This is a genomic window from Nocardioides sp. Leaf307 (assembly GCF_001423135.1).
Lineage (GTDB): Bacteria > Actinomycetota > Actinomycetes > Propionibacteriales > Nocardioidaceae > Nocardioides > Nocardioides kribbensis.
The window spans coordinates 688643-701782 of sequence record NZ_LMNY01000003.1 but is presented as its reverse complement, the minus strand read 5'-3'; the positions used below and the strand labels follow the sequence as shown (position 1 = coordinate 701782).

The window sequence follows — 13140 nt, the reverse complement described above, 5'->3', positions numbered from 1 at the left end:
TGAGCAGGGTGGAGAGGCCGGCGGCGAGCTGGCCGATGGCGTCGGTGCCGGTGAGGGTGACCTCGCGGGTCAGGTCGCCGGCGGAGGCGGCGCGCACGACCTCGAGCACCTGCTCGACCCTGGCGGCCATCTCGGCGGCCCGGTCGCGCTCGACCTGCTCGGCGGAGAGCTTCTCGAGGGTCGAGGAGACCAGGCGGCCCACGTTGCGCAGCGCGTCGAGCCGCTGGGGCGAGGGCGAGAGGGTCTCGGTGGCGAAGAAGTCCATCGTGCCGACCACCTGGCCCGACTCGGTGACGGGGAAGCACACCCCCGACTTCACGCCCACCCGCTGGGCCACGGGGGCGCGCACGCAGTCGGTCATCTCACCCAGGTCGGGGGTGAAGAACAGGTCGCGACTGCGCCAGGCCCGCCCCGAGAGCCCCACACCCTCGGCGAAGGACGCCTCGAGGGTGACGGCACGGAACTCGGGTCCGGCGTCACCGGACTCGAGGGCGAACTTCAGCGTGCGGTCGGCCTCGTCGATCCTCCAGTAGGACCCGTAGGCCCACCCGAACTCCTCGCGCACGGCGTCGAGGGCCGTGCGCACGGCGTCGTCGACGCTCTGGGCGGCGGACAGACCGGCGAGCACCTTGTTGACCGCGCCGGCGTCGGCCATCGACTCGGCCAGCTCGCGCTCGCTGCGCAGCTTGTCGGTGATGTTCTCCCACGTCGCCATGGCCCCGACGTACTGGCCGTCCTCGTCGTGGATCGCGTGCACCTGCAGGTCGAGGGTCTCCGGGCCGACGCTGATGTGGGCCCGGCGCGGCAGCAGGCTGGGGTCGGCCAGGATCATCCGCTGGTAGGCGGGGTTCTTGTGGAAGATGTCGAGGTTGGCCCCGACGATCTGGTCGGGGCGGATCGGCAGCCAGTCGGCCAGGCGGACCAGGCCCTCCCGGGTCGCCTCGTTGACGTAGGTGATGGTGAAGTCGCGGTCGGCCAGCATGACCCGGCTCGGGATCGCGGCGAGCACGCCGGGCAGGCTCGCCAGGTCGACGCCGGCGCCGGGGGCCGGCGCCGTGGCGACCTCCTGCTGCGACACCACGCCCACGTGGGCGTGCGGGCTCTGACCGTGGGGGGCCTGGCCGTTCGGGCTGGGGGCGACGTCGAGCTCGGTCATGACGGGGTTCCTCCGGTGGTGAGGTGGGACGAGACGTCGACCGCGCGGTCGGCGTCGACGACGAGCAGGATGGAGCCGGCCAGGGGCAGCACGCCGGTGACGACGTCCTGCACACCGGGCGGCAGGTTGGCGGGTGTGGGCTGGAGCAGGTGGTCGTCGGTGTCGATGACGTCGCCGATGTCGTCGACGAGCAGCGAGACCACCTCGCCGCGGCTGCGGACGATGACGTTCATCGGCAGGTCCTCCCCTGCCCGCGGCGGCAGCCCGAGCCGGCAGCGCAGGTCGAGGGCGGTGACGATCTGCCCGCGCAGGTTGATCAGGCCGAGCACGGCGGCGGGCGCGCGCGGCACGACGGTGAGCTGCTGGTAGCGCAGCACCTCCTGGACGTGCTCGACGCTGATGCCGAGGAAGAGGCCGTCGACCCAGAAGGTGCACATCTGGCGGGTGGTCACGGTGTGCGCCGTGGCCGTGGCCGTCGTCGCGGCGGGCGCGGCGGCCGTGGTCGTCGCGGTCATCGGGCACCCACCAGCTCGCGGGCGCCGAGCACCGGCCGCACGACGGCGTCGAGGTCGACCAGGTCGGTGACCCGGTCCTGGACGACGGCGGAGCCGAGCACCCCGGGCCGACGGCCGACCTCGGTGAGGACGACGTGCTCCTCGACCACGTCGAGCACGCGGTCGATGACGATGCCGACGCGACGCCCCTCCTCCTCGTGCACCACCACGGAGAGCTGCTCCTCGGGCGGCGGCGACTCGGGCAGCCCGATGGCCGCGGCCAGGCGCACCAGCGGCAGGATGCCGTCGCGGTACTGCACGACCTCCACCGACCCGGAGCGCTCGACACGGTCGAGGTCGAACTCCTCCAGCCGCGAGACCGCGGTGAGCGGCAGCGCCGCCCGCCGGCCGTGGGAGACCTCCAGCACCAGCAGCGCCCGGCTGTCGGCCTCGTCGACGCGGGCGACCGGCTCGACGGTCTCGACCGAGGTCAGCGCGCGCTCGCGGGCGATGCCCCCGACGTCGAGGATCAGCGCCACCCGGCCGTCGCCCATGATCGTGGCGCCGGCGTACATGGCCAGCTGCTTGAGCTGACGCCCGATCGGCTTCACCACGATCTCCTGGGTGTCGTGCACGTCCTGGACGCACAGGCCGAAGCGGACGTCGTCGGACTGCACCACCACGACGGTGAGCGGGTCGGTGGCGGAGCGGACGCCGGCGCCGTCGCGGCCGAGGGTCTCGGACAGCGACACCAGCGGCAGCAGCCGCCCGCGCAGCCGCAGCACCGGCGCGCCGGCCAGCACCTCGACGTTGTCGCGCAGGTCCTGGCCCTCCAGGCGCACCAGCTCGACCAGGTTGGCCTGCGGGATGGCGTAGCGCTCGTCGGCCTCGCCGATGACGAGCGCGGGGATGATGGCCAGGGTCAGCGGGATCCGCACCCGGCAGGTCGTGCCGGAGCCGACCACCGACAGCATGTCGACGCTGCCGCCGATGCGCTCGATGGAGGTGCGCACCACGTCCATGCCGACGCCGCGCCCCGAGACGTTGGTGACCTGCTCGGCGGTCGAGAAGCCGGGGCGGAAGATCAGGTGGAGCACGTCGCGGGGCTCCATGCGGGCCAGCTGCTCGCGGGTGACCACACCGCGCGAGACCGCGGCCGCGCCGATGACGGCGGGGTCGATGCCGCGACCGTCGTCGGAGATCTCCACGACCACCTGGCCGCTCTCGTGGAAGGCCCGCAGGTGCAGCCGCCCGGCCGCCGGCTTGCCCAGCGCGACCCGCTGCTCGGGGGGCTCCAGGCCGTGGTCGAGGGCGTTGCGCACCAGGTGGGTGAGCGGCCCGCGCAGGGCCTCCAGCAGCGAGCGGTCGAGCTCGGTGTCGTGACCCTCCATCTCCAGGGCCACCTCGCGCCCGAGCAGGTGGGCCAGGTCGCGCACGATCCGCGGCATCTTCGACCAGACCTGGCCGATCGGCTGCATGCGGGTGCGCATGACGCTCTCCTGGAGCTCGCTGGCGACCAGGTCGAGGCGCTGCGCGGCGCGCACGAGCTCGGCGTCGCCGGCCGCGGCCGTCGTGGCGTCGGTGCGCTGCATGATCTGGTTGCGGGTCAGCACCAGCTCCCCCACCAGCTGCACCAGGCCGTCGAGCAGCTCGATGTCGACGCGCACCGAGGAGTCCACGACGCCGCGGGGCGCCGGGTCGGCGTCGGGGTCGAGGGGCTCCGCGACCGCGGCCGGCGCGGGCGCCGCTGCGGGCGCGGCTGCGGGCGGCGCTGCGGCGACGGGGGGCGTGGCGGGCGCCGGCGCGGCGGGCGCCGGCTCCGCCGCCGCCGGCGCGGTGGGCGCGGGGTCGACGTACGACGGGGTGACGGGCTCGGGCGCGACCACGGCCTGGACCGGGGCGGGGTCCGGGGCCACGACCGGGGCGCTGCCGCCGGCGAGGACCCGCTCGAGCTCGGCCACGACCACCTGGACGTCGACGGTCGGGTCCTGGTCGGTGCCGGAGCGCTCGATGACCTCGAGCAGCGCCCGCACGGTGTCGACGGTGCGCAGCAGGACCTCGGTGACCTCGGTCGTCAGGTCCATCTTGCGGTCGCGCAGCCGGGAGAGGAGGTTCTCCCCCGCGTGGGTCAGCGCCTCGAGCCGGCCGAGGGCCAGGAAGCCGCTCGTGCCCTTGATGGTGTGGATCGTGCGGAAGATGCTCGAGAGCAGCTCGCGCGACCCGGGCTCCTGCTCGAGGGCGACCAGGTCGCGGTCGAGCTGGTCGAGGTTCTCGTGGCTCTCCACGAGGAACTCGGCCACGATCTCGGCGTCGTCATCCATGCCCGCCCCATCGGCGGGGCCGGGGGCGAACTGAGCGGTCGTCCGGTGCTCGTGGGCCGGCGGGCCGGGGTGGACCGGACCAGCTCAGGTGCGCTCGCGCCCCGCCGATCCAGGCGGGTTGGCCGGCCGACCGCGCAGGGCCTGCGCGAGGGACGCGACGGCCTCCTCGCTGGGCGAGGCGGCGGCCTGGTTCGACGACTCGAGCTCGGCCAGCAGCTCGGCGCGGTTGACCGCCACCGAGCGGGGCGCGTCGATGCCGACCCGGACGACGTCGCCACGGACCTCGAGGATCGTGACGGTCACGTCGTCGCCGATGACGACGCTCTCGCCGACGCGGCGGCTCAGGACCAGCATGGGGCCACGCTACTCGCACCGGGGCGGGCCGGGCCGCAGGACGCCTCGGCCCGGGCTGCGGCGTCGCGCACGCGGCTCACGCGACGAGCGGGGTGCTGACCGAGAGCGAGGTGTCGTCGAGGATCACCTGGCACGCACGCCGGTTGACGGTGTTGACCAGCACCGGCGCGAGCAGGTTGGCGGTCGTGCCGGCCAGGGTCTGCGCCGGCGTCACCACCGCCAGCACCAGGACGTCGCCGGGCGCGTCGATGGCGAGGTCGGCCACCACCGCGTCGTCGACCTCGGGGGCGTAGTCGGGGAAGAACGCCTGCGGCGGCACGACCAGGAAGCGCAGCTCGGGGTCGTCGAGGGAGCGCAGCGCGCACAGCAGCCCGTCGTCGTCGAGCTGCACCAGCGCGAAGCGCTGCCGGTCGGGGAACCCCGGCATCGGGTGCACGAGCTCGATCACGGGGATGTCGAGCACCGCGGCGTCGGGGGCGGGCGCCTCGGGCATGGGGGTCCTCACGGTGACGGGCTGGGTGACGGGCTGGGTATCGGGCTGACTCGTGGATCGGGTCGGAGCAACGGTGGCGATCATCGCAGGAAGTCCACCAGGCTCGGCTGCATGACGCGCGAGGTCGAGGCCAGCGCCGCCTGGTAGGCGACCTCCTGGAGCTTGAGGTCGACCATGGCCTTCGGCAGGTCGGTGTTCTCGATCTCCGACAGCGACGCCGACAGCGACACCACCTGGCCCTTCGCCGACTCCACCGCCCCCTCGATGCGGTTGTACGCCGCACCGACGCCGGCCTGCACCGTGGCGACCGTGGTGAGGCGGGTCGCGAGTGCGTCGAGACCCGCCCGCATGCCGGCCTCGTCGCCGCTGGTGAGGGCGGTCGAGAGGGCATCGAGCTCCGCGAAGAGCGACGTCGCCCCGTCGCCGAAGACGTCCGGGCCGGGCACGTCGACACGCACCTGCACGCCGGCCCCGACGGTGCGGTTGACCGCGCCCGGGGCGCCCACGTAGGAGCCGGTGGCGTCGTAGGCCGCGCCTCCCGCGGTGACCCCGCCGAAGACGGGTCGGCCCAGGTAGCCGGTGTTGGCGTCGGCGAGGGCCTGCTCGCGCAGCTGGTCGACCTCGGCGGCCAGCGCAGCGCGGGCCGTGGGGCTGCTGCTGGCCGAGACGCCCTGGAGGGCGAGCTCGCGCGCGCGGCGTACGGAGTCGCTGACGCTGGAGAGGGTGGTGTCGGCGGCGCTGAGCCACCCGAGACCGTTCTCGGCGTTGCGCACGTACTGCTGCTGGTCGGCGATCGACCCGCGGAAGCGCATGGCGGCGCCGGCCGCGGTCGGGGAGTCGGAGGCGCGGTTGACGACCTTGCCGGTCGACAGCTGCTCCTGGATCTTGGCCAGGCGGGTCAGGCTGCCCTGCAGCGAGCCGACCGACCGGTCGGCGAGCATCGACTGGGTGACGCGCGAGATGCCCATCAGCGCAGCAGCCCGGTGCGGTTGATCAGCGTGTCGAGCACCGAGTCGACGACGGTCATCACGCGGGCCGCCGCCTCGTAGGAACGCTGGGCCGAGAGCATGGAGACCATCTCCTCGTCGAGGTTGACGCCCGAGAGCTGCTCCCGGGCGGAGTCGACCTGTGCGGTGAGCAGCTGCTGGGTGGTGGCGAGCCGCTGCACCGAGGCGACCTCGGTGCCGAAGCCGGTGACCAGGCGCGCGTAGGCGCCCTCGGCGGCGCCGGCGGTGGCGAGCCGGTCGGCCTGGGTGCCGTCGAGCCCACCACCCGCGGCCGCCGAGGCGGCGACGCCCGAGGCGGAGGTGACCGCGACGGCCAGGCTGCCGGCCGGGTCGGCGGGGTCGAAGGAGAAGAACGGCCCGCCCGCGGCGCCGCCCTGGTCGTAGCCGGCCTGGTGCAGCGCGTTGACCTCGCCGGCCAGCGTGGCCACGACCGCGCCGAGCCCGGCGGCGTAGGCCGGCAGGGTGGTGGTCAGCAGGTCGGCCACCGCGCCGGTCTCGCCCTTGAGGCCGGCCGGCACCGCCGTGGTGGTCGGCGCGGCCCCGCCGGTGGTGATCGAGAAGGTGACCGGCTGGCCGTCGTCGCCGCCGCCGGCCGTGACGCCGCTGGCGATCTGCAGGGTGTGGGCCGTGCCGCCCTCCACCAGCGGCACGCCACCGAGGGAGACGTCGAAGCCGCCGTCGCTGCGCGGGCTCGCGGTGCCGCCGGTGAGCGAGGCCAGGCGCAGGGCCAGGGCGTCGCGCTGGTCGGCCAGGTCGGAGGTGTCCACGCCGTCGAGGGAGGCGGCGGCGAGGGCACGGTTGGTGGCGGCGAGCTCGGTGGCGGTGGTGTTGACGTCGGCGACGACCCCCTGGAGACGCACCCGCTGGTCGGCCTGCTCGTCGGAGACCTGGCGGGCCTGGGCGTGCACGGAGTCGACCAGCGCCGTGGCGCGGGCCAGCACGACCTCGCGGGCCGCCGCGCTGCCGGGGTCGTTGGCCAGGTCGTGCCAGCTGCTGCGGAAGGAGGTCAGCGCAGCCGAGACCCCGGAGTCGCCGGGCTCGCCGATGCCGCTCTCCACGCGCTGGAGGGTGGCCGAGCGCACGTCGAGGTAGGACTGGTTGGCGTTCTCCCGGCGCGAGCGCGCGTCGAGGAGGTCGTCGGTCATGCGGTCGACCGAGCGGGTCATCACGCCCGCGCCGACGCTGCCCGAGGCGCCCTCGTAGCGCGACCACATCGCCGGCACGGAGGCGCTGCCGATGGTCTCGCCGACGACGCGGCGCCGCGTGTAGCCCTCGGTGGTGGCGTTGGCGACGTTGTTGCTGGCGACGTCGAGGGCGACGCGCTGGTAGCGCAGCGCCGTGAGGGCGGTGTTGAGGGAGGACAACGAGCCGCTCACGTCAGATGCTCCGGTCGACCAGGCGCGCCGTGCCGCTCGCCGCGACGGCGGCGCCGGCCGGGGTATAGCTGTGGGTGGAGTCGTCGAGGGAGAGCAGCGTCTCCCGGGCGGCGCGGTAGCCGCTGGTGATGAGGTCGCGGTTGGAGTCGGCCAGCTCGGTGACCTGGCGGGTCACCGAGACGAAGGCCTCGCGGTGGTCGAGCAGGATCGTGCGCCACGGCTCGTGGGTGGCCTCGGCCAGCGCCTTGAGGGAGGGGTTGTCGGGGCAGCCGACCTGGGCCGCCGCCTCGTCGGCGGCGACCGCGCGCAGCACCTCGGTCTCGCGCAGCACCTGCAGCGTCGCCTCGACCTCGCGGGCGGCCCGCATCAGCCACGCCGTGCGACCGCTCGCCAGGACCAGCTGCTCCACCTCGAGGCGGTAGAGCAGCGTGTCGAGCAGCTCACGCTCGCGCCACAGCGTGAGGGAGAGTCTCTCCACCGCGTCGACCACGTCATCGCCTCCCGGCACCGTGCGGGCCCGACCGGGGTGGTCGTGCCTCGTCGACGGAGCAGATCGGCGCAGGCGGCGACCACCTGAGCGGAACGACGGGACCAACCGGACGGATGAGTCCCTACCTCAGTCGATCGGCGACCCGGTATAGCCCCCTCGGGTCATTCGTGCCGGATCGCCTTTCAGACCCGTCCCCGGGACGGCAGGGTTCGAGCCGTCGCACGTCAGGGAGGGCGCGCGCCGCAGGACGAGGGGGGAACACCGTGAGCACTCACGACCACACGCAGGACCGGTCCGTCGACCAGGAGCAGGCGCTCCACGGTCTCGACACGCCCACGGGCACCGCCGACTCCGAGCAGATGATCGTCGACCACATGGGGCTCGTCGGCCACATCGTCCGCGAGACCATGAGCCGGGTGCCGAGCCACGTCAACCGCGACGACCTCCACTCCGCCGGCCTCACCGCGCTCGTCAAGGCCGCCCACGCCTTCGAGGCCGACCGCGGCGTCCCCTTCACGCGCTACGCCGCGAGCCGCGTGCGCGGAGCGATCCTCGACGAGCTGCGCCAGATCGACTGGGCCTCGCGCTCGGTGCGCCGCCGCGGTCGCGACCTCGACCAGGCCCGCACCCGCCTCGCCGCCACCCTCGGCCGCGTGCCCGACAACGCCGAGGTCGCCGCCTCGCTGGGCCTGAGCCTGGCCGAGGTCGAGAGCAACGACGGCGACGTCGCCCGCGCCAACGTCCTCTCCCTCCAGGGCGGCAGCGAGACCCCCTACGAGGAGATGCTCGTCAGCACCTCCCCCTCCCCCGAGGCCGCGGTCGAGCACCAGGAGCGCCTGGACTACCTCGCGGAGGCCATCGAGGAGCTGCCCGAGCGACTCCAGGTCGTCGTGCGCGAGTACTTCCTCGCCGAGCGGCCCATGGCCGAGATCGCCGAGACCCTCGGCGTCACCGAGTCGCGGGTCTCCCAGATCCGCGCCGAGGCCCTCGTGCTGCTGCGCGACGCCCTCAACAGCGCCCTCGACCCCGAGCTGGTCACGCCCCACCCGCGCCCCGACGGCTGCGCCGCCCAGCGCCGCGCCGCCTACTTCCAGGCCGTCGCCGCCCGCCACGCCGCCACCCGCCAGCCGGCCCGCGTCACCGCCCGGCTCAGCGGCACCGCCTGAGCCCCGCGCTCCCGGCCCGCACCGGCCCGCGCCAGCCCGTCGTACGACGGAGCCGGCGGCGCCGCGGCGCGCCCACGCAGCGCCCCCACCGACCCGCCGAAAAAGATCGGCGAACCGCTCAGGCCCGGACCGTCCGGGCCGATCAGCACCCCGTGAGCCCATGGACGGGCTCCACGACTCGACACCCAGGAGGGACCCATCATGAGTCTTCGCATCAACCAGAACATCGACGCCATGAACTCGTACCGCAACCTGTCGGTCACGCAGGGCCAGATGTCCAAGTCGCTCGAGAAGCTCTCGAGCGGTTTCCGGATCAACCGGGCCGCCGACGACGCCGCCGGCCTCGCGATCTCGGAGGGCCTGCGCTCGCAGGTCGGTGGCCTCAAGGTCGCCTCGCGCAACGCCCAGGACGGCGTCTCGGTCGTGCAGACCGCTGAGGGCGCGCTCACCGAGACGCACTCGATCCTGCAGCGCATGCGCGACCTGGCCGTGCAGGCCTCCAACGACGGCGGTCTCAACACGGATGCCAAGAAGAACATCCAGGACGAGATGAGCCAGCTCAAGACGGAGATCACCCGGATCGCCGACACCACCGAGTTCAACGGCACCAAGCTCCTCGACGGCTCGTTCAACGGCAGCTTCCAGGTCGGCGCCAACAACACCGCCCAGGACCGCATCTCCGTGGACCTGGTCCGCACCAACGGCCTCAGCGCCTCGGGTCTGGGACTCTCCGGTCTCGACGTCACCGCGGTCGCCGCCAACGCGACCACCGGCACCAACACCACGGATGCCGAGAGCGGCACCGCCGGCGTCATGACCCTGGGCGCGGCGACCGACTACAGCGACGACGCCACCGCCGTGGCGGAGTTCAGCAAGCTCAACGGCACCGTGACGATCGGCAACAAGTCCCTCGACCTGAGCTCGGTCAAGTACGACACGGCCACGGACGCCGCCACCGCCCAGGCTGCGCTGCAGAGCGCCCTGGACAGCACCTTCGGGGCCGGCGCCGCCACCGCCGACGCCTCCGGTGGCGCGGGCATCGAGATCACCACGGCCTCCGTGACCGGCACCGCCGCCGAGGTGGCTGCGGCCGAGGCGTCCTTCAAGCCCGCATCGGGTGCCCAGGAGGCGATCAGCCTGCTCGACACCGCGATCAAGGACGTCTCCTCGGTGCGCTCGCAGCTGGGTGCCGCCCAGAACCGCTTCGAGCACACCATCAACAACCTCAACGTGGCCGTCGAGAACCTGTCGGCCTCCGAGAGCCGCATCCGCGACACCGACATGGCCCAGGAGATGATGAGCTTCACCCGCTCGCAGATCCTCTCCCAGGCCGGCACGGCGATGCTCGCCCAGGCCAACTCGGCCTCGCAGGGCGTGCTCAGCCTGCTGCGCGGCTGACGCACCCGCACCACCCGCGGGCTGAGCGCCCGCACGCCCGGACGGCCGGTGCGGGGTCGGCACACCCGACCCCGCACCGGCCCCCGGCCCCGCACCAGCCGACACACCCGAGTCACCTGAGGCACCCGCACCGACCCGAGGAGGTCCCATGGCCACCAGCAGCATCAGCGGCCTGGCCTCGGGCCTCGACACAGCCACACTCGTCGACCAGTTCATGCAGCTCGAGGCGGCGCCGCAGACGCGGTTGAAGTCCAAGGTCACCACCGAGACCTCCCTGGCCAACCTGCTGCAGACGCTCAACACCAAGACCTCGGTGCTGGCCAGCAAGGCCGAGGCCCTCGCGAAGCCGACCGCCTGGACGCCGCTCACCGCCACGTCCAGCAACGCCGCGGTCTCGGTGACCGCCGGCGGCGGCGCCGGCCCGGCCACGCTGTCGGTCACCGTCACCGGGGTGGCCCGCAGCCACCAGCTCGGCTTCGCCCAGGCCCACGCCCTGACCGACCAGGTCACCGGGGCCTCCACGAGCGTGCGCCTCGACCGCTTCGACGGCTCCCCCGTCGACCTGGCCACCGACGGCACGCTGTCGGGCCTGGCCCGGGCGATCAACGACCCCGCCCACGCCACCGGCCTCGCCGCGAGCCTGGTCAAGGTCGCCGACGGCTCCTACCAGCTGCTCGTGGAGTCGACCGCCACGGGCGCCGCGCAGGACTTCACGCTCACCGGCTCCGACGGCGCGGCCCTGCTCGGCGGCGCCACGGTGCGCGCCGGCAGCGACGCCTCGATCGACCTCGGCGCCGGCATCGTCGTCACCTCGACGACCAACACCTTCACCGACGTGCTGCCCGGCGTCACCCTCACCCTCGGCGCCGCGGCCGCCACCGGCACGACCTCCTCGGTCGCCCTGACGCGCGACACCTCGAAGCTGGCGACGTCGGTCAAGGACCTCGTCGACACCGTGAACTCGCTGCTGGCCGACATCGACGCCCAGACGTCCTACAACACCGCTACCAAGACCTCCGGCGCCCTCGCCGGCGACGCCACCGTGCGCAGCCTGCGCTCGGCGCTGCTCGACGCCGTCTACCCCAGCGACGGCACCTCGCTGGCCTCGCTCGGCATCCAGGTGTCGCGCACCGGCACCCTGACCTTCGACCAGAGCGCCTTCACCCAGGCCTACGCCGCCGACCCGGCCGGGGTCGCCGAGCGCTTCTCCACCGCCGGCGACGGCTTCGCCGCCCGGGTCGCGACCGTCGCCAAGGGCGCCAGCAACAGCACCACCGGCACCCTGACCGCGGCCATCACGGGGCGCCGCACCGGCATCGAGCGGCTCCAGGACGGCATCGAGGCGTGGGACACGCGCCTCGAGCTGCGGCGTACGACGCTCCAGCGCCAGTTCACCGCCCTCGAGACCGCGCTGGGCCAGATGAGCAGCCAGTCCAGCTGGCTGGCCGGCCAGATCTCCTCGCTGCCCTCGAGCTCCTCGTGACCAGCGCGTGCGCCACCTCCTGCACCACCACCGGCACCACCCCCGGCACGACGCCGGGGTCCGACCCGACATCGACCAGCAGCCAAGGAAGGCACTGAGATGATCAACGCCCGCAGCACCTACATGGACGCCTCCATCGCCACCGCGAGCCCCGCCCGCCTGCTGGTGATGCTCTACGAGCGCCTCGTGCTCGACGTCACCCGCGGTCTCGACGCCCAGCGCGCCGGCGACGTGCAGACGGCGCACCAGCAGCTGCTGCACGCCCAGGACATCGTCCTCGAGCTGCGCTCCAGCCTGCGCACCGAGGAGTGGGACGGCGGCCCCGGCCTCGCCTCGATCTACGACTTCCTCCACACCCAGCTCGTCCGCGCCAACGTGGGCAAGGACAGCACCGTCACCGAGAGCTGCCTGGCCCTGGTCACCGACCTGTGCCAGACCTGGCGCGCGGCGGCCCTCCAGGCCGCGTCGGTGGCCTGAGCCGGCCATGCCCTACGACGCCGGACCCGTGCTCGGCGACGCGCGCCGCACGCTGCGGCCGCGCGACCCCGACGCCGACCTGAAGTCGTGGCAGATCGAGCTCGACCGCGTCGAGCTCGACGTCATGCGCGCCGAGCGCGGCCTGGCCCACGGCGCCGTCCTGCAGACCGACCCGTGGCACGTGCCCGACGACCACGGTCCGCTGCCCGAGGCCCTGCGCGAGCGGGCCGAGGAGATCCACGCCCGCCAGCAGGTCGTGCTCGCCGCGATCGCCGAGACCCTGGGTCGCACGCTGCGCCAGCAGGCCGTCGCCACCGCCCTGGACCGCTCCTCGGCGCGCCACAGCGGCCCCGTCTACGTCGACGTCTCGGCCTGAGCCGCCGGCCTCCGGACCCACCAGACCACTCTCCTCCCCCCGCCGTCGCCCGGCGTCCCCGTCCAGGGGGCGCCGGGTGTCGTGCGTCCGGGCGAAGCCGCTCGGTGACGCCACCCCAGCACCTAGTCTTCGACGTGGGCGGCCACAGGGCCGCGCCGACGCCCCCCGCGTCGGACAGGCCGCACCCCAGGAGACGCACCCACCATGACCCACCGCCTCGCAGCAGCACTGCTCAGCACCGCCCTGCTCACCGCTGGGACCGCCGTGATCGCTCCTGCGACCCACGCGGACTCCCCCGGGTGCGTGACCCGCAAGGAGTTCAGGAAGGTCGGGGAGGGCATGGGCATGAAGAAGGTCCACGCCGTCTTCGACACCGCGGGGCGACGCGTGGCCAAGGACAGCCAGGACGGTCTGACGATCGAGACGCGCCGCTACTCGACCTGCTCCGGCGACGGCGGGGTCGGCGTCCTCTTCCGCAACGGCCGGCTGAGCAGCAAGTCGGGGTCCTTCTGATGCTCGGCACCGCCACGTCCGCCCGAGCCTGCTGAC

Annotated in this window: 14 protein-coding genes; 6 read left to right on the top strand and 8 right to left on the bottom strand. The window is 73.8% G+C overall.

Annotated features, from left to right (window positions below; all coding sequences use genetic code 11):
* The 8 genes from ASF50_RS18660 to ASF50_RS18110 all read right to left on the bottom strand — a co-directional run.
* Nucleotides 1-1156 (bottom strand): GAF domain-containing protein (locus tag ASF50_RS18660; protein WP_200920232.1); only part of this gene is annotated, 1156 nt, incomplete at its 3' end.
* Nucleotides 1153-1671, bottom strand: a complete 519-nt coding sequence (locus ASF50_RS18140; protein ID WP_082503346.1) for a chemotaxis protein CheW — start codon at nt 1669-1671, stop codon at nt 1153-1155. The genes ASF50_RS18660 and ASF50_RS18140, both read right to left, overlap by 4 nt.
* Nucleotides 1668-3971, bottom strand: coding sequence for a chemotaxis protein CheA (locus ASF50_RS18135; protein WP_056905387.1), 2304 nt, complete (start codon nt 3969-3971; stop codon nt 1668-1670). The genes ASF50_RS18140 and ASF50_RS18135 overlap by 4 nt, the downstream gene beginning before the upstream one ends.
* 84 nt (nt 3972-4055) lie before the next feature.
* Nucleotides 4056-4325 carry a carbon storage regulator CsrA gene (gene csrA, locus ASF50_RS19995; RefSeq protein ID WP_056905386.1) on the bottom strand — a complete coding sequence of 90 codons (270 nt, stop codon included), beginning with the start codon at nt 4323-4325 and terminating at the stop codon, nt 4056-4058.
* A gap of 76 nt (nt 4326-4401) precedes the next feature.
* Nucleotides 4402-4818 carry a flagellar assembly protein FliW gene (fliW, locus tag ASF50_RS18125; protein WP_056864720.1) on the bottom strand — a complete coding sequence of 139 codons (417 nt, stop codon included), beginning with the start codon at nt 4816-4818 and terminating at the stop codon, nt 4402-4404.
* Nucleotides 4819-4898: 80 nt separating this feature from the next.
* Nucleotides 4899-5786 (bottom strand): flagellar hook-associated protein FlgL, encoded by an 888-nt coding sequence (gene flgL / locus ASF50_RS18120; protein WP_056905385.1) that lies wholly within the window; start codon nt 5784-5786, stop codon nt 4899-4901.
* On the bottom strand, nt 5786-7201 hold the full coding sequence (flgK, locus tag ASF50_RS18115; RefSeq protein WP_056905384.1) for a flagellar hook-associated protein FlgK: 1416 nt from the start codon (nt 7199-7201) through the stop codon (nt 5786-5788). The genes flgL and flgK overlap by 1 nt, the downstream gene beginning before the upstream one ends.
* Before the next feature lies 1 nt (nt 7202).
* Complete coding sequence (locus tag ASF50_RS18110) at nt 7203-7679, bottom strand: flagellar protein FlgN (RefSeq protein ID WP_056865214.1); 477 nt, start codon at nt 7677-7679, stop codon at nt 7203-7205.
* A gap of 275 nt (nt 7680-7954) precedes the next feature.
* Between ASF50_RS18110 and ASF50_RS18105 the strand changes: the two genes are divergently transcribed.
* The 6 genes from ASF50_RS18105 (at nt 7955) to ASF50_RS18080 (ending at nt 13104) form a co-directional block, all read left to right on the top strand.
* On the top strand, nt 7955-8857 hold the full coding sequence (locus tag ASF50_RS18105) for a sigma-70 family RNA polymerase sigma factor (RefSeq protein WP_235557735.1): 903 nt from the start codon (nt 7955-7957) through the stop codon (nt 8855-8857).
* A gap of 201 nt (nt 8858-9058) precedes the next feature.
* Nucleotides 9059-10255: a flagellin gene (locus ASF50_RS19990; protein WP_056864723.1), complete on the top strand. Its 1197-nt coding sequence runs from the start codon at nt 9059-9061 to the stop codon at nt 10253-10255.
* Nucleotides 10256-10403: 148 nt separating this feature from the next.
* Nucleotides 10404-11738, top strand: coding sequence for a flagellar filament capping protein FliD (fliD, locus tag ASF50_RS18095; protein ID WP_056905383.1), 1335 nt, complete (start codon nt 10404-10406; stop codon nt 11736-11738).
* Between the two features lie 99 nt (nt 11739-11837).
* The gene (fliS, locus tag ASF50_RS18090) at nt 11838-12215 is read left to right on the top strand and encodes a flagellar export chaperone FliS (protein ID WP_056905382.1); all 378 of its coding nucleotides are present in this window, start codon (nt 11838-11840) and stop codon (nt 12213-12215) included.
* A 7-nt stretch (nt 12216-12222) separates the two neighbouring features.
* A complete protein-coding gene (locus tag ASF50_RS18085) occupies nt 12223-12591 on the top strand; it encodes a hypothetical protein (RefSeq protein WP_056905381.1) in 369 nt (122 codons plus the stop codon).
* A gap of 204 nt (nt 12592-12795) precedes the next feature.
* Nucleotides 12796-13104 carry a hypothetical protein gene (locus ASF50_RS18080; protein WP_056905380.1) on the top strand — a complete coding sequence of 103 codons (309 nt, stop codon included), beginning with the start codon at nt 12796-12798 and terminating at the stop codon, nt 13102-13104.
* Nucleotides 13105-13140: the final 36 nt, after the last annotated feature.

Coding starts and splice junctions, on each gene's coding strand:
- ASF50_RS19990 (WP_056864723.1), top strand. CDS start 9,059: ATGAGTCTTCGCATCAACCAGAACATCGACGCCATGAACTCGTACCGC.
- ASF50_RS18080 (WP_056905380.1), top strand. CDS start 12,796: ATGACCCACCGCCTCGCAGCAGCACTGCTCAGCACCGCCCTGCTCACC.
- fliW (WP_056864720.1), bottom strand. CDS start 4,818: ATGCCCGAGGCGCCCGCCCCCGACGCCGCGGTGCTCGACATCCCCGTG.
- csrA (WP_056905386.1), bottom strand. CDS start 4,325: ATGCTGGTCCTGAGCCGCCGCGTCGGCGAGAGCGTCGTCATCGGCGAC.
- fliS (WP_056905382.1), top strand. CDS start 11,838: ATGATCAACGCCCGCAGCACCTACATGGACGCCTCCATCGCCACCGCG.
- ASF50_RS18085 (WP_056905381.1), top strand. CDS start 12,223: ATGCCCTACGACGCCGGACCCGTGCTCGGCGACGCGCGCCGCACGCTG.
- fliD (WP_056905383.1), top strand. CDS start 10,404: ATGGCCACCAGCAGCATCAGCGGCCTGGCCTCGGGCCTCGACACAGCC.
- ASF50_RS18140 (WP_082503346.1), bottom strand. CDS start 1,671: ATGACCGCGACGACCACGGCCGCCGCGCCCGCCGCGACGACGGCCACG.
- ASF50_RS18135 (WP_056905387.1), bottom strand. CDS start 3,971: ATGGATGACGACGCCGAGATCGTGGCCGAGTTCCTCGTGGAGAGCCAC.
- flgL (WP_056905385.1), bottom strand. CDS start 5,786: ATGGGCATCTCGCGCGTCACCCAGTCGATGCTCGCCGACCGGTCGGTC.